Source organism: Corynebacterium tuberculostearicum (assembly GCF_016894265.1).
Taxonomy (GTDB): domain Bacteria; phylum Actinomycetota; class Actinomycetes; order Mycobacteriales; family Mycobacteriaceae; genus Corynebacterium; species Corynebacterium tuberculostearicum_D.
Map to the genome: position 1 here is coordinate 2,227,483 of NZ_CP069791.1, position 14,341 is coordinate 2,241,823.

The following is a 14,341-nucleotide window of genomic DNA, read 5'->3' on the forward strand; positions in this document are numbered from 1 at the left end:
TGGTGCATGTCGTTTCTTTCCCGAGCCGCCTGCATTCTCCTCCCCTGCACGCTCGTCGCCTGTTCCTCTACACCAGCAGAACCCGAAGTAGAGCACCTCTCCGTCGAGGTTCTCGGCACCGCTTCCCTGCCGCCCAATTCTTTTACGCAGGGCCTCGAAACCGATCCGGACGGCAACCTGCTCCTGGGCACCGGCCAATGGGGAGAATCCCGCTTGGAGCGCTTCTCCCCCGAAACCGGCGAGACCTTGGCCGAAACGCGCCTGGATAACCGCTACTTTGGCGAGGGCATCACCCAAGCCGGCGATTCCATCTGGCAGCTGACCTGGAAGTCCGGCCAAGCCCTGAAATATGACCACGACCTGCGCCAGGTAGATACCGCCACCTACTCGGGCGAGGGCTGGGGCCTGTGCAATACCGGCGAGGATCTCCTCCTGTCCGATGGCTCCGCGACCCTGCGGCACATGGACCCAGAGACCATCGCGGAGCGATCCACTACCGACGTCACCTTAGAGGGAAAGCCCCTCGAAGACATCAATGAACTCGAGTGCGTGGGCGATGACGTCTACGCCAATGTGTGGATGGATGACAACATCTACCGCATCGATCCGTCCACCGGCCGCGTAACCGCCGTCATCGCTACCGACGCGATTGATAAGTCCCGCTATACCGACCCCGATGATGTCCTCAACGGCATCGCACACATTAAAGACGATGAGTTCTGGTTTACCGGCAAGCGGTGGGAAGAACTCTTCCACGTTCGAGTAAGGTAAAGGCCCATGGCAACCCGTAAGGAAGCAAGGAAAAAGTCGCTGCTGCAGATCTTGGCCCTCATCGTGGTCGTGGCGGTCATCGTCGCCGCCGTAGTGATCTTCCAGAACTGGTGGAACCAGCGCCCGGGTCCCGATCCCCGCGACATCACGGTCACCGCCTCTGTGGGCGATAAGTCCATCGACGTCGCCCCGTACATTGCATGCGAGCCCGGCAGCGAGTGCCCGGAAGGCGAGGTCCCGAACCTCACCGTGGGCGATGATGACACTCTCAAGCTGGATATCCCCGAAGAAATCTCCGATCACGAGTGGAAGATTCTTTCCATCTACGATGACCCCGCCGCCAACGATGAAACCGCGCACGGCGCAAACGAGACCACCGAGGTATCGATCCCCGGCTCGGTAGACCCCATCAAGGCCTCTACCGGCAAGCGCCCCCGCCTCAAGGTGGTGGAGATTTCCTCCATGATGATCGGCACCGATGACAACGGCGACGAAACCCCCTTGGCCACCGTGTGGTCGCTGACCACGATGACCGATAAAGAACGAGAAGCCTCCGCGGAGGAATCCACGAAGGCTTCTAATTAGCTATCCAAATCCTTCGCGATTGCGCGGAGGATTTCTGCTACCTGGCGCCCAGTCTTGCGCTCCGGGTAGCGGCCGGAATTGAGCACCGGCTGAATCTGCGACTCCAGCAAGGTCATCACGTCAGAGACCATGCTGCCGAGCTCTTCCGGCTTGCGGGCCGGCGTGCGGCGACGCGGCTTATCCAATACCTTGACCCGCAGCGCCTGCGGACCGCGGCGCCCGGCCGCGAAATCGAAGTCGATGCGCTGGCCGGGGAACAGTTCCTCTACTCCCTTGGGCAGCACGTTGCGGCCAACATAGACGTCTTCATCGCCCGGGTTGCTGACGAAACCGAAACCTTTCTCGGCGTCATACCACTTCACTTTGCCAATAGGCATAGGTACCCACCTCTTCTCTAGGGGAAAATCTTTATTTTAGCCGCCTGGTCAAAACAACAGAAGTTACGCGCACTAGCGCGACACGCCCTCGCTATATGGTACAGATCACATTTTGCCACTCACCTGCAGAAACGTTCTCGCACTCACCACATTCGCCCCATTTCTTTCCCATTTAGTGCCCATAACGTGACACTTTCGTTATAAACCGCTACGCTGTCCCCCAGACACTTAAGAGCCGTTAAGAAAGTTGCCCTCGCCCGCCCTTTCTTTTTGGTACATATTCTTTGCACTTAATGCGGGCACACAGAGAGGACTAACTACATGGGACGCCACTCCGCTAAGAACCGTATGGCCGCTAAGTTCACCGCCGGCACCGTCGCCTTCGGCGCCGCCGCTGCCATCATGGCACCGACCGCTTCCGCTGCCCCGGATTCCGACTGGGACCGTCTGGCACAGTGCGAGGCCGGCGGCAACTGGCACATCAACACCGGCAACGGCTACCACGGCGGCCTGCAGTTCAACCCGCAGACCTGGCAGGCCAATGGTGGCGGCCAGTTCGCTGCTACCGCTGACCAGGCTACCCGCGAGCAGCAGATTGTCGTCGCTGAGCGCGTGCTTGCTTCCCAGGGCTGGGGCGCATGGCCGGCTTGCTCCGCTTCCCTCGGCCTGAACTCCGCTCCAACCCAGCGCACCGCTCCGTCCGCTGCCCCTAAGGCTCCGGCCCAGGCACCGGCTCCGGTCAAGCAGGCTGCCGCTCAGAAGTCCGATGAGCTGGCTGTTGATGCTCTGTACAACACCATCAAGAACGCCGCTGCCTCCTACGGCCTGGCACTGCCCGCACAGTTCACCGAGCTGTACAAGGCTAACCGCCACGACTTCAACAACTTCTACTCTGCCAACCGCAACGTCATCGACCCGATTGCGCAGATGATTGAGAACATCACTCGCTAAGACATAGCGATAAAGGGCCCATTGCAATAGCAATGGGCCCTTTTTGTATGAAAGAAAAATCCCCGCACCAAGGCGGGGACATACTCTAGCGATTGATGCGAGTATAAGGGTGAACGTAGTTCAGCTTCTCTGCCGACATCGGCAAGATCAGATCATCGCCGTAGGGGCTGGACGCACCAGCAAAAGGCGCAGAGATTTCCGTGATTGCGTGCTCGCGATTTTCGTTCTTCGGCCAAGCCGGGGAAACGTGACCCTTCTTCTGATTCGACATAGCCCTTATTATTTCAAACCTTGCGCAAAAACGTAACTCAAACGATAACTAAACTGGGGTGACATCATGACTCAGTCTTCCCACCTTCCGCATTTCCGCACGTGGCTCGCCTCCCTTGAGGAAGAAAAGCTCGCCACCATCCTCCGCAACCGGTCGGATGTGCTCAATCCGCTACCCCCGAGCATCGCAGCGTTGGCTACCCGCCTGCTACTGCGCACTTCTATCGCGCGGGCGCTCATGAACTGCACTGCACGGCAGCTTGCGGAGATCGAAGACATCGCGCGCCGCGGCGGAGAGCTCGAGGAGGTAGAAGACCTTAATCCGGATATCACCCGCCAGCTCAAGGAGCGCGGCCTGGCCTACGGCAACGTCCTGATCCCTCCCGAGGTCATGCCCGCCCTTCCCACAGGCTGGTCCCTCCTCGACCAGGTCCAGGTCAGCCCGGAGGACATCGCCGAGCTGCCGGATGAAGAACGGAAGGTTCTCCTGACCCTGTCGCGTTCCAATGGCCTCGGCACCACGCGGGATGCAGCCATCGATGCGGACCCAGCCCGGCCGATTCCGCGGCTCATCGCCAAGCAGCTGCTCCAGCGCGTGGACGCCACCACCGTCCGCCTGCCGCGCGCCGTGCACCTTGCGCTCAACGGCAAGCCCACCGCCCCAATCCCAGTAGAGGGAATCACCGAATCCCCTGCCCCGGATTCCAAGGCCGACGATGCCGGTACCGCGGCCGGGCTTTCCACCGTGCGTGGCATGCAGCGCGTCATTGACGCCCTAGGCGCGCGGCCGATAGAACTGCTCAAGGACAAGACCGTCGGCGTTCGCCAGCTCACCAACCTGAGCAAAACCCTCACCATCGATGAAGGAGAGCTGCGTCGCCTCATTGAGCTCGGCATGAGCGCCCGCCTGCTCAGCCGCGGCGAACCGAAAAACCTCGAGGGCAATTTCCTCGCACCGACGGAGCTCGCCCAGGCTTGGCTCGATGCGGGCCTCGCGGAAAAATGGCAGCTTCTGCTCGAGGCCTGGACTGCCTCCCCATGGACCAAGGAAGGCCGCACGCTAGCGCACACTAATGACCGGCTGCCGGAATTTAGGCAAAAGGTCCTGCAGGTCTACCTGCGCGGCGCGAAACCTACCTTCGAGGAGTCCCTGCGTTTCCACTTTCCGCTCTTTGCCACGCATACCTCGGACGAGACCATCGCCGAACTCCGCGCGGAAGCCGAGTGGATCGGTGCCATTGCCCTTGAGCGCCCCACCAGCGTGCTTGTCGACGCCCCCGACGCCGCCGCCCGCCTCACCCCCGACACGGTCGATTACTTCCTCATCCAAGCGGATATGACCGTCCTGGTTCCCGGCCCGCTCGATCCGGAGACCCACCAGCGGCTCGAAGCAGTCGCCGACCTCGAGTCCCCCGGCCTGGCTAGCGTCTACCGCATCTCGGACGCTTCCCTGCGCCGCGGCCTGGATCGCGGCATGACTGGGGAGGAAATCCAGGCATTCTTCGCCGCCCACGGGGAGGTGCCGCAGACGCTGGAGTTCCACATCGGGGACGTCGCCAAGCGCCATGGCACCCTGCGCTCCGGCCCGGCACTGTCCTACCTGCGCAGCGAGGACCCGGCTCTCCTCCAGATTGCGCTCAAGGCGGCGCCCCTGCGCCTGCTCGCGCCCACCGTCGCGGTGTCCCAATTGCCGGTGCACGACTTGCTAGAGCGCCTGCGCGATCACGGACTTTCCCCTGCCGCAGAGGACGAAAGCGGCGCCAGCCTTACAGTCGCGCCCGAACCGGCCACCCTGCCGACCCCCACCGCGCGACGGGCCACCGCTTTGCCGGATATTGCGAAGGCCATGCGCAACCTGCGCGATGACACCGCCCCTACTACTCCCAGCCTCGATATAGTCCACGCAGCCGCGCGCACTGCCCGGCCAATCACCATCGGCTATGCGGATAAGAACGGCAACGAAAAGAAACGCACCGTCACCCCGCTGACCGTGGCGGGCGGGCAGATCGACGCTCGTGCGGCCGATGGCTCTACCATCCGGTTTCCCTTGCACCGGATCACCTCCGTTACGCTGGAGCCATGAATGGACCATTGATTGTGCAGTCGGATAAGACCGTCCTGCTCGAGGTGGATCACGCCCAGGCCGCCGAGGCCCGCGCCGCGCTCGCTCCCTTTGCGGAGCTCGAGCGAGCCCCCGAGCACGTGCACACCTACCGCATCACCCCGCTCGCGTTGTGGAATGCCCGCGCGGCCGGGCACGACGCCGAGCAGGTCGTCGACGTCCTGGAAAACTACTCCCGCTTTCCAGTCCCCCAAGCCCTGCTTGTCGACGTCGCCGAAACCATGTCCCGCTACGGCCGCGTCCGCCTCCACGCCCACCCGGCCCACGGCCTCATCCTCGAGTCCGATGAGCCGCCCATCCTGGAAGAACTTACCCGCGGCGCTACCGGAAAACTCCTCGGCGCGCGCATCGACGAGAACTCCATCGCCGTCCCGCCCTCCGAGCGCGGCCGCCTCAAGCAGGCCCTTCTCAAGGCAGGCTGGCCGGCCGAGGATCTCGCCGGCTACGTCGATGGTGAATCCCATCCCATCGCCCTCAATCACGACGGCTGGCAGCTGCGTGACTACCAGCAGTACGCCACCGAAGCCTTCTGGTCCGGCGGCTCCGGCGTCGTCGTGCTGCCGTGCGGCGCTGGCAAAACGATCGTCGGCGCGGCTGCGATGGCCAAGGCGGAATCCACCACACTCATCCTGGTTACCAATACCGTCGCCGGCCGCCAATGGCGCGACGAGCTCCTGCGCCGCACCACCCTGACCGAAAACGAAATCGGCGAATACTCCGGCGAAAAGAAGGAAATCAAACCCATCACCATCGCCACCTACCAGGTGGTCACGCGCAAAACTAAGGGCGAATACCGCGCCCTCGAGCTCTTCGATTCCCGCGACTGGGGCCTCATTATCTACGACGAGGTGCACCTCCTTCCCGCCCCGGTATTCCGGATGACGTCGGACCTTCAATCGCGACGTCGGCTAGGGCTTACCGCTACCCTCGTGCGCGAGGACGGCCGCGAGGGCGACGTCTTCTCCCTCATCGGCCCCAAGCGCTACGACGCCCCGTGGAAAGAGCTCGAGATGGCCGGCTATATCGCCACCGCCGAATGCATCGAGGTCCGCGTGGATATGGACGCCGAGGAACGCATGCTGTACGCCACCGTCCAACCTCGCGACCGCTACCGCATCGCCGCCCAAGCCGCCGCCAAACTCCGTGCGGTGGACAAGATCCTGGCCCGGCACCCACAGCAGGCGCTCATCATCGGCGGTTATGTCGACCAGCTCAAAGAGCTCGGCGCGCATCTCGACGCCCCCGTTATCGACGGCTCCACCTCCACCGCCAAGCGCGAGCGCCTCTTCCAACAATTCCGCGACGGCACACTTCCTGTTCTCGTGGTGTCCAAGGTGGCCAATTTCTCCATCGACCTTCCCGAGGCGGCCCTAGCTATCCAGGTCTCCGGTACCTTTGGCTCCCGCCAAGAAGAGGCCCAACGCCTCGGTCGGCTGCTGCGCCCCAAGGAAGAGGAAGCTCTTTTCTATTCGCTGGTCACCCGCGATAGCCTCGATGCGGACTACGCCGTGCACCGCCAGCGTTTCCTCGCCGAGCAGGGATATGCCTACCGGCTTATCGACGCACTAGACTTGGAACAATGAAAATCTTCAAGTTCGACGTAGACGAGTCCTTTGCCAAGGCGAACAACGAGCTCTTGCGCGATTCCAACCGCCTTCGTATCTCCGGCCTCGTGCTGGGCATCCTGCTCATCATCGGCGGCGCGGCCATCTGGTGGGGATTTTCCTGGGGCATTACCATCGGTCTCGGCATGATCCTTTTCGGAATCATGGTGGCCATCGTCGGCTTCGCCGCCGCCCGTAAAGTCGGCACCGCCCAGCAGCTCTATGACTCCTACCCCCTCGCCCCGGCCGTCATCGCTGAGGTCAACGAACGCGACATGGTCCTGCTCGCCCTGGTCAACACCAACGTGGATCCTTCCCTGCCTCCCCGCTGGGCCGCTTGCCTGCGCACCGTAACCGCCATTCCCGGCACTCAGCGCACCGTAGGCACCAAGGTCCCCGTCGCCGCTGTGTCCGGCCGCGCGGACAACAACCACTGGCAGCAAATCACCCCTATGCCCATTGCTTGGGGCACCCCCGACGCCGAAACCGTCACCATCGCCCGAAAGTCCATCCCCCAGGAAGAATGGCAGCGCCTCGAGCGCGCCCGCAAGCGCCTTTCGGACGTGAAGGCCACGAAGTTCGACCTCCTCGTTCTTTAAAGCCCCATAAGCATTTTCTTGGTTCACGGCCACGTGCTCATCAGCCCGAATCGAATACCCCATCTCCTGCCAAGGACAGCGCGAACGCGCAATGCACTCGGATACTCGGTTTAGGGCATGCTTTGCAGCTCGGTCGCCCTCGAAAAGGAACCGAGTGGGGTTGCCCGCAAATTGTGGACACGTAGTGGAGCTACCTAGTGGTTAGGCGGCTATTTCTTTTCTGCTGGTGGTTAGACCGATGCGGTTCTCGAAGTCGGCGGGGCTTATCATCCCGAGTGCGGAGTGCCGACGTCGGCGGTTGTAGACGACTTCAATCCAGTAGGCAACGGCCTTGCGTGCAGCATCACGGGTCGCCCAGCGCTTACGGTCGTAGAATTCGGTTTTAAGCGTCGACCAGAATGACTCGGCCATCGCGTTATCGAAGCACACGCCGGTACGCCCTACGGACTGAGCAATGCCCAGGTTGCGGCAAACTTCCCAAAGCTTCTCGCTGGTAAATTGGGTTCCGCGGTCAGCGTGAAACACTAGCCCGTCAGGCACGTCACCGCGTAGTGTATGCGCCATCCGCAGGGCCCGTTCGACCAGGTATGTATCTTGAACGCTATCCATAGCCCAGCCCAGTACCCTGCGGGAATGACCATCGCGGACTGCGCACAAGTACAACCAGCCTTCACCGGTGCGCAGGTAGGTAATATCCGACATCCATACTCGGTTGAGCTCACCAGTATCAAACATGCGCTTGACCAAGTCAGGAAGCGTGGACTTACGCTTGGCTTGAATCGTTGTCACTGGGACAAAGGCCCGCGGGGAAATCCCTTCAATGCCCATCATGCGCATCCGTTTAGCCACAGTCTTACGATTAAGCGAAATGTGGTACCGCTCGATAAGTTCTGCGGTGATCCGCGGAGCACCATAAACCTCGTCGGAGTCCGACCAAATCTGATGAATCTTACGGTCAACGTCATCGTAAAAAGCTGCACGATTATCTTCGCCGGATAGCCGCTTCTGCTGCGTATGAGACCATTTGTAGTATCCAGACCGAGACACTTTTAATAGCCGTGCCATACGTTTGATGCTGTAGTTCGCCTTCTCTCGCTGCATTAATTCGAACTTTTCTGTTCGCGTTGCTTGGCGGCGAAGAAGGCTGTCGCTTTTGACAAAAACTCGTTATCCATCTTGGCTTCCGCCAGCTCACGGCGCAGACGAGCATTCTCAGCACGAAGATCCGCCTCGCTTAGCCCGTCGGATGCTCCTCGGCGCTCACGCTCGAGTTTGACCCACCTGCCTAAAATTGTGGCTGATACGCCAATTTCCTTAGCCACATGAGCGATTGGGCGCTGCGACTCGATTACCAGGTTTGCGGCTTCACGCCGGTACTCCGGCGTGTACTTCTTGCGCTGTTGATTCACAATGAACATCCTCTCCTACGGACACAAGATCCGTACAAATAGGGTGTCCACTACTTGAGGGTAACCTCATTAGCCACATGAGCGATTGGGCGCTGCGACTCGATTACCAGGTTTGCGGCTTCACGCCGGTACTCCGGCGTGTACTTCTTGCGCTGTTGATTCACAATGAACATCCTCTCCTACGGACACAAGATCCGTACAAATAGGGTGTCCACTACTTGAGGGTAACCTCACGAGTAAAGCACTGAACATGCAGCCATGCCTGGGCGATCAAACCGCGGAGCTTGGGGTTCTATCTTTTCCCTTGAAGTGCCCCGGGTTTTGTTCCTAGGCATTTGCCTTGATTTCTATTATTGCTTGCGGCGGGTGCTGGTCCCAAAATTCGGTTTCCACTTCGACCGGGGTTCGGTATCCCAAGCTTTGGTGAAGCCTCGTCTCGTTCCACCATGACACCCACTCAAACGTCGCGATTTCCACCTCGACAACCTCATCCCACCTGCGAGTATGGATCAGCTCGTTTTTGTAGGAACCATTAACGTTTTCCGCCAGAGCATTGTCATAGGAATCCCCGACAGTTCCGGTGGAAGCGGCAATCCCGTGCTGGGCAAGACGCTCGTTGTAGACAACGCTGACATACTGCGAGCCGTGATCCGAATGATGAATGAGACCTGTTGTTTCCTCAGCAGACGCGATCGCCTGGTTGAGAGCTTGCAGCGGCAACGCTTCGGTGCGCATGGAATCTGATAACGCCCACCCAACGATCCGTCGGGAGTAAACATCGGTGACAAACGCGGCATACACAAAGCCTTTCTTCGTGCGCACGTAGGTAATATCAGCCACCCACAGCTTGTTCGGGCCTTCGGCTTTGAATTCTCGCTCCACCAAGTCCGGGCGTAAATCCGGCCTTTGAGGTGTGCGAGTGGTCATAGGCGAGCGGCCTTTGCCTTTGCCTGATACACCGGCTAGACGCATCAGCCGCGCGGTTTGTTCACGACCGATATCGATTCCGTCACGATGAAGAGCATGCCACATTTTCCGCACACCGTAGATGCCGTAATTATCCCGATGGATAGCACTAATGCGTTCAACCAGCACAGCATCACGAAGGCGGCGAGCACTTACCCCACGGGCCTTGGACTGACGATACCCACGCGAGGTGATGAACCCACCAGCGCGGTTTTTCTTCAACGTCTTACAGATGAACTCGACAGAGAAACGATTCCGGTATTCATCGATGAACCGGATCATTTCCGACGTTTTGGGTCGAGTTCCGACGCGAAAAAAGCTGAGGCAGCCTTTAAAAGTTCATTGGTGTCGCGTAGCTCTTGATTTTCACGGCGAAGCCTCGCGTTTTCGGCGGCCAGATCTTCAGGCACGGGTTCTGGGATGTTTCCCGCACGGCGGGCCTGTTGGGTCCATTGACGGGCTGTGTGCCATGACACCCCCAGCTTTGGGGCTACTGCCTGGCACGCGGCTTGCATCGACATATTTTCCGCCAAGATGCGGTCCTCTACAAGACGGACCACACGATCCTTCGCATCCTGGTCAAATTTTCTTGGCATATTCCAGATTTTCCCATCTACTCAAACGGAACAAAACCTGGGACACTTCACCTTCATTACTTTTTGTTCGTTGTTGTTGGTGTGTGAGGTATTGGGCCCAGGTGTGGTTCCAGTGGGTTTGGTGTGTGGCTAATGGTCCCGTGGGGTGGTCTAGTTGGTAGGTGCCATCGCGGTGTAGCCAGGCGATGGTTCCGGTAATGGGGTCGAGGATGTAATGGACTCTGCGGTCGGTTTTGATGTTGTGGTGGTGTTGGCAGAGGTTTACTAAATTATCTGGGCTGGTTGGCCCGCCAAGGTGGTATTCGATGCGGTGGTCAAGTTGGCACCGGGTGGCGGGGACGGTGCAGCCGGGCCAGCGGCAGGTAGCGTCTCTGCCTTGGGTGTAGGCGCGGATGTCGGTGGTAGGGGTATAAGAGTCTGTCTCGTCGGCGTTGAGTCGGCGGATGAAGGTGTTGTCTGTGGGGGCGTGGTTGAGGTTTATCCATCCGGCTCCGGGGTGGAAGACCAGGTTGGTCTCGGGGTTGGTGGTAAACGTGTTGATGGCAACGCTGGTGTGGGTGTCTTCGAGTATGAGGTCGATGAGTGCTTGTGCGGCGGTGGTGGTGGCCTGGTTGGTGTAGGCGTCGATGTGGCGGGCGATGATGGTGGCGGTGGCGCTATCGCAGGTTAGCGTTAGTGTGGTGGTGTTATCGGGGTTGTAGTTGATGCGCAGGCGTGGTTCGGGTTGTTGTTCTTTGTCTTCGGGGCGCAGGTGGGTGTCGATGAAGGTGCGGATGAAGCGGCGTAGGTCCGCGTCGGTGAGGTTACCCTCAAGTAGTGGACACCCTATTTGTACGGATCTTGTGTCCGTAGGAGAGGATGTTCATTGTGAATCAAGAGAGTGTCTGATGGTTTGTGTGTGGGTTCCCAACCTGCATGAGGAGATGGACCAGAATGACTACTGTGGCACGACGAGATCCGGCTGATAAAGCCAAGATTGATGCGATTGAAAAGAAGCTGCTTGCTAACCCTGAAATCGCGAAACTGATTGATGACCTAGGCACGTCCACAACGGATGCCAATGACCTGGTTCGCGGTATGTTGCAGGCCTCGATTACCAGGGGACTCAACGCTGAAATGGATGCCCATTTGGGCTACGAGTCTGGCGACAGGAGCGCTAAAGCTGCTGCTGGGACAGACAATCACCGCAACGGGTCGTATCCAAAGACCGTGGATTCTAACTACGGGCCAGTTACCGTTGATGTCCCGAGGGATCGGGCTGGCACATTCTTGCCGACTATGGTCCCTAAAGGTTCTAGGCGCTTGACTGATGTCGATGACATGATCGTCAGCTTGTATGCCGGTGGGATGACAATTAGGGATATCCAGCATCATATGGCAACTGCGATGCGTGTTGACGTTTCCCATGAGACGATTTCTGCGGTTACTGACGCCGTCTTGGATGAGGTTATGGTCTGGCAAAACCGCCAGCTAGATGAGTTCTACCCGGTCATTTTCCTGGACGCGCTGCGCATTAAAGTCCGCGACGGTGGCCGAGTAGTCAACAAGTCCGCGTACATGGCAATCGGCGTGGATCTCGACGGTATCAAGCACATTTTAGGATTGTGGATTGCCAAAGAAGAAGGCGCTTCATTTTGGGCGCAGGTATGCGCGAATCTTTCTAACCGTGGTGTCAAGGACGTCTTTATCGTCTGCTGTGACGGGCTGAAAGGCCTACCAGAAGCAGTTGAGGCAACCTGGCCGAACTCTATGGTGCAAACCTGTATCGTGCACCTGATTCGCGCAGCGAACCGGTGGGTAGCCTATGGGGATCGCCGGGGTGTATCGGCCGCGTTGAAAAAGATTTACACCGCCACGGACGAGTCCACAGCTAAGGCGGCCTTAGACGAATTTGAAGCCTCTGAATTGGGAGAAAAGTATCCACGCTCAGTCAAGGTCTGGCGAGGTGCATGGCAGCGTTTCGTACCGTTTTTGCAGTTCCCACCAGCAGCTAGGAAGGTGATCTATACGACGAACTCCATTGAATCATTCAACAATGAACTGCGTAAAGCTACCCGTAACAGGGTGCAGTTCACCAACGATGAATCAGCGCTGAAGACGCTGTGGTTGATGATCTGCAATATTGAAGACAAGCGAGCCGCCAAGAGGGCGAAGCAGGGCAAACGAGTCTCAAGAACAGCCGGCAGACTCATGGAAGGAGCCCGAGTTTCCGGCTGGAAACAAGCCATTAACCAAATGGCCGTGGCCTACCCCGACCGCTTCGACAAATACCTATAAACCTAGCCCCACACACAAACAACTTGACACGCTCTGAATCAACAGCGCAAGAAGTACACGCCGGAGTACCGGCGTGAAGCCGCAAACCTGGTAATCGAGTCGCAGCGCCCAATCGCTCATGTGGCTAAGGAAATTGGCGTATCAGCCACAATTTTAGGCAGGTGGGTCAAACTCGAGCGTGAGCGCCGAGGAGCATCCGACGGGCTAAGCGAGGCGGATCTTCGTGCTGAGAATGCTCGTCTGCGCCGTGAGCTGGCGGAAGCCAAGATGGATAACGAGTTTTTGTCAAAAGCGACAGCCTTCTTCGCCGCCAAGCAACGCGAACAGAAAAGTTCGAATTAATGCAGCGAGAGAAGGCGAACTACAGCATCAAACGTATGGCACGGCTATTAAAAGTGTCTCGGTCTGGATACTACAAATGGTCTCATACGCAGCAGAAGCGGCTATCCGGCGAAGATAATCGTGCAGCTTTTTACGATGACGTTGACCGTAAGATTCATCAGATTTGGTCGGACTCCGACGAGGTTTATGGTGCTCCGCGGATCACCGCAGAACTTATCGAGCGGTACCACATTTCGCTTAATCGTAAGACTGTGGCTAAACGGATGCGCATGATGGGCATTGAAGGGATTTCCCCGCGGGCCTTTGTCCCAGTGACAACGATTCAAGCCAAGCGTAAGTCCACGCTTCCTGACTTGGTCAAGCGCATGTTTGATACTGGTGAGCTCAACCGAGTATGGATGTCGGATATTACCTACCTGCGCACCGGTGAAGGCTGGTTGTACTTGTGCGCAGTCCGCGATGGTCATTCCCGCAGGGTACTGGGCTGGGCTATGGATAGCGTTCAAGATACATACCTGGTCGAACGGGCCCTGCGGATGGCGCATACACTACGCGGTGACGTGCCTGACGGGCTAGTGTTTCACGCTGACCGCGGAACCCAATTTACCAGCGAGAAGCTTTGGGAAGTTTGCCGCAACCTGGGCATTGCTCAGTCCGTAGGGCGTACCGGCGTGTGCTTCGATAACGCGATGGCCGAGTCATTCTGGTCGACGCTTAAAACCGAATTCTACGACCGTAAGCGCTGGGCGACCCGTGATGCTGCACGCAAGGCCGTTGCCTACTGGATTGAAGTCGTCTACAACCGCCGACGTCGGCACTCCGCACTCGGGATGATAAGCCCCGCCGACTTCGAGAACCGCATCGGTCTAACCACCAGCAGAAAAGAAATAGCCGCCTAACCACTAGGTAGCTCCACTACGTGTCCACAATTTGCGGGCAACCCCATCGGTGGGGACGGTTTGGTTGGGTGTGGTGGGGGTGAGGAAGTCTGCGAGTGCGGCGTCGATGGCTTCGAGGTGGTCTGGGTTTTTGTCTAGGCGGGTGAGTTCGCGGTCGATGATGCGCAGTTTGGTCAGGTCGAGTATCCAGTGCTGTCCTTGGACTTCGGTGACGAGGGGTAGTTGGCGCATGCGGAAGTGGGCGCGCAGGAAGCCTAGGAGTTTGTGGTAGGAGATGCCGAGGTCTTTGGCGAGGCTGGTGAGGCTCTGGTCGACGTCGTCGTCTAGTTGGGGGAGGATGGCGCGGTAGAGGAACCAGGTGGTTTTGCGTGTGTAGGTGCCGGCTTTGCCGATGTGGTTGCCGGGTGCGTTGGTGGTGTAGAACGCTTCCGGTACATCACCATCGTCTAGGGGATCGGTGTCGGGGTGGTCGCCGATGAGGAGGGTGTCTGGGTAGTCGAGGGTGGTATCTGGTTCGGGCGGGGCAAGTGTGGCAGTCATAAGCAGGACACTCCAGCAGAGAAGAACAGGGTT

The 14,341-nt window shown here is 58.8% G+C and carries 16 protein-coding genes; 9 read left to right on the forward strand and 7 right to left on the reverse strand.

All coding sequences use genetic code 11. The features are described from left to right. The first annotated feature begins 6 nt into the window (after window positions 1-6). Window positions 7-771, forward strand: a complete 765-nt coding sequence (locus tag I6J28_RS10650; RefSeq protein WP_204609851.1) for a glutaminyl-peptide cyclotransferase — start codon at window positions 7-9, stop codon at window positions 769-771. A 6-nt stretch (window positions 772-777) separates the two neighbouring features. After that, on the forward strand, window positions 778-1,356 hold the full coding sequence (locus tag I6J28_RS10655) for a DUF2771 domain-containing protein (RefSeq protein WP_204609853.1): 579 nt from the start codon (window positions 778-780) through the stop codon (window positions 1,354-1,356). On the opposite strand, the gene I6J28_RS10660 is transcribed toward I6J28_RS10655, so the two are convergent. Further along, entirely contained in the window at window positions 1,353-1,733 is a 381-nt protein-coding gene (locus tag I6J28_RS10660; RefSeq protein ID WP_005323875.1) for a cold-shock protein, read from the reverse strand. The genes I6J28_RS10655 and I6J28_RS10660 overlap by 4 nt on opposite strands. Window positions 1,734-2,054: 321 nt before the next feature. Here I6J28_RS10660 and I6J28_RS10665 point away from each other — a divergent pair, with 321 nt between their 5' ends. Further along, entirely contained in the window at window positions 2,055-2,684 is a 630-nt protein-coding gene (locus I6J28_RS10665) for a resuscitation-promoting factor Rpf1 domain-containing protein (RefSeq protein ID WP_204609855.1), read from the forward strand. Between the two features lie 85 nt (window positions 2,685-2,769). On the opposite strand, the gene I6J28_RS10670 is transcribed toward I6J28_RS10665, so the two are convergent. Next, window positions 2,770-2,955 carry a hypothetical protein gene (locus I6J28_RS10670; protein WP_204609856.1) on the reverse strand — a complete coding sequence of 62 codons (186 nt, stop codon included), beginning with the start codon at window positions 2,953-2,955 and terminating at the stop codon, window positions 2,770-2,772. 66 nt (window positions 2,956-3,021) lie between these two features. Between I6J28_RS10670 and I6J28_RS10675 the strand changes: the two genes are divergently transcribed. The 3 genes from I6J28_RS10675 to I6J28_RS10685 are packed head-to-tail and all read left to right on the forward strand — an operon-like array spanning window position 3,022 to window position 7,279. Then, complete coding sequence (locus I6J28_RS10675) at window positions 3,022-5,037, forward strand: helicase-associated domain-containing protein (protein ID WP_204609857.1); 2,016 nt, start codon at window positions 3,022-3,024, stop codon at window positions 5,035-5,037. Beyond that, window positions 5,034-6,659 (forward strand): DNA repair helicase XPB, encoded by a 1,626-nt coding sequence (locus tag I6J28_RS10680; protein WP_204609858.1) that lies wholly within the window; start codon window positions 5,034-5,036, stop codon window positions 6,657-6,659. Before I6J28_RS10675 ends, I6J28_RS10680 begins: the two co-directional genes overlap by 4 nt. Further along, window positions 6,656-7,279: a DUF3239 domain-containing protein gene (locus I6J28_RS10685; RefSeq protein WP_150851107.1), complete on the forward strand. Its 624-nt coding sequence runs from the start codon at window positions 6,656-6,658 to the stop codon at window positions 7,277-7,279. The genes I6J28_RS10680 and I6J28_RS10685 overlap by 4 nt, the downstream gene beginning before the upstream one ends. Before the next feature lie 201 nt (window positions 7,280-7,480). Here I6J28_RS10685 and I6J28_RS10690 read toward each other — a convergent pair. The 4 genes from I6J28_RS10690 to I6J28_RS11800 form a co-directional block, all read right to left on the reverse strand. Then, a protein-coding gene (locus I6J28_RS10690; RefSeq protein WP_204609859.1) for an IS3 family transposase occupies window positions 7,481-8,697 on the reverse strand; the annotation gives its coding sequence in 2 pieces (ribosomal slippage) (window positions 7,481-8,436 and window positions 8,436-8,697; 1,218 coding nt in all). A 41-nt stretch (window positions 8,698-8,738) separates the two neighbouring features. Next, window positions 8,739-8,861, reverse strand: a complete 123-nt coding sequence (locus I6J28_RS11915; RefSeq protein WP_275431214.1) for a hypothetical protein — start codon at window positions 8,859-8,861, stop codon at window positions 8,739-8,741. Window positions 8,862-9,015: 154 nt separating this feature from the next. After that, a protein-coding gene (locus I6J28_RS10695; protein WP_172953431.1) for an IS3 family transposase occupies window positions 9,016-10,250 on the reverse strand; the annotation gives its coding sequence in 2 pieces (ribosomal slippage) (window positions 9,016-9,962 and window positions 9,962-10,250; 1,236 coding nt in all). Continuing rightward, window positions 10,234-10,791 (reverse strand): HNH endonuclease signature motif containing protein, encoded by a 558-nt coding sequence (locus I6J28_RS11800; RefSeq protein ID WP_343287604.1) that lies wholly within the window; start codon window positions 10,789-10,791, stop codon window positions 10,234-10,236. The genes I6J28_RS10695 and I6J28_RS11800 overlap by 17 nt, the downstream gene beginning before the upstream one ends. Between I6J28_RS11800 and I6J28_RS11805 the strand changes: the two genes are divergently transcribed. The 3 genes from I6J28_RS11805 to I6J28_RS10710 all read left to right on the forward strand — a co-directional run bounded on the left by I6J28_RS11805 (window position 10,717) and on the right by I6J28_RS10710 (window position 13,768). Then, window positions 10,717-10,920 carry a hypothetical protein gene (locus tag I6J28_RS11805; protein WP_239454598.1) on the forward strand — a complete coding sequence of 68 codons (204 nt, stop codon included), beginning with the start codon at window positions 10,717-10,719 and terminating at the stop codon, window positions 10,918-10,920. The two genes, I6J28_RS11800 and I6J28_RS11805, sit on opposite strands and share 75 nt — an antisense overlap. Window positions 10,921-11,183: 263 nt before the next feature. Then, the gene (locus tag I6J28_RS10705) at window positions 11,184-12,527 is read left to right on the forward strand and encodes an IS256 family transposase (RefSeq protein WP_204609860.1); all 1,344 of its coding nucleotides are present in this window, start codon (window positions 11,184-11,186) and stop codon (window positions 12,525-12,527) included. A 33-nt stretch (window positions 12,528-12,560) separates the two neighbouring features. Beyond that, a protein-coding gene (locus I6J28_RS10710) for an IS3 family transposase (RefSeq protein WP_204611458.1) occupies window positions 12,561-13,768 on the forward strand; the annotation gives its coding sequence in 2 pieces (ribosomal slippage) (window positions 12,561-12,813 and window positions 12,813-13,768; 1,209 coding nt in all). A gap of 3 nt (window positions 13,769-13,771) precedes the next feature. On the opposite strand, the gene I6J28_RS10715 is transcribed toward I6J28_RS10710, so the two are convergent. After that, entirely contained in the window at window positions 13,772-14,308 is a 537-nt protein-coding gene (locus I6J28_RS10715) for a hypothetical protein (protein ID WP_239454599.1), read from the reverse strand. Window positions 14,309-14,341: the final 33 nt, after the last annotated feature.

Bases quoted from the DNA above. Each gene is read 5' to 3' on its own strand.
- I6J28_RS11915 (WP_275431214.1), bottom strand. From the start codon at position 8,861: ATGTTCATTGTGAATCAACAGCGCAAGAAGTACACGCCGGAGTACCGG.
- I6J28_RS10715 (WP_239454599.1), bottom strand. From the start codon at position 14,308: ATGACTGCCACACTTGCCCCGCCCGAACCAGATACCACCCTCGACTAC.
- I6J28_RS10705 (WP_204609860.1), top strand. From the start codon at position 11,184: ATGACTACTGTGGCACGACGAGATCCGGCTGATAAAGCCAAGATTGAT.
- I6J28_RS10665 (WP_204609855.1), top strand. From the start codon at position 2,055: ATGGGACGCCACTCCGCTAAGAACCGTATGGCCGCTAAGTTCACCGCC.
- I6J28_RS10650 (WP_204609851.1), top strand. From the start codon at position 7: ATGTCGTTTCTTTCCCGAGCCGCCTGCATTCTCCTCCCCTGCACGCTC.
- I6J28_RS10660 (WP_005323875.1), bottom strand. From the start codon at position 1,733: ATGCCTATTGGCAAAGTGAAGTGGTATGACGCCGAGAAAGGTTTCGGT.
- I6J28_RS10685 (WP_150851107.1), top strand. From the start codon at position 6,656: ATGAAAATCTTCAAGTTCGACGTAGACGAGTCCTTTGCCAAGGCGAAC.
- I6J28_RS10675 (WP_204609857.1), top strand. From the start codon at position 3,022: ATGACTCAGTCTTCCCACCTTCCGCATTTCCGCACGTGGCTCGCCTCC.
- I6J28_RS10670 (WP_204609856.1), bottom strand. From the start codon at position 2,955: ATGTCGAATCAGAAGAAGGGTCACGTTTCCCCGGCTTGGCCGAAGAAC.
- I6J28_RS10655 (WP_204609853.1), top strand. From the start codon at position 778: ATGGCAACCCGTAAGGAAGCAAGGAAAAAGTCGCTGCTGCAGATCTTG.
- I6J28_RS10680 (WP_204609858.1), top strand. From the start codon at position 5,034: ATGAATGGACCATTGATTGTGCAGTCGGATAAGACCGTCCTGCTCGAG.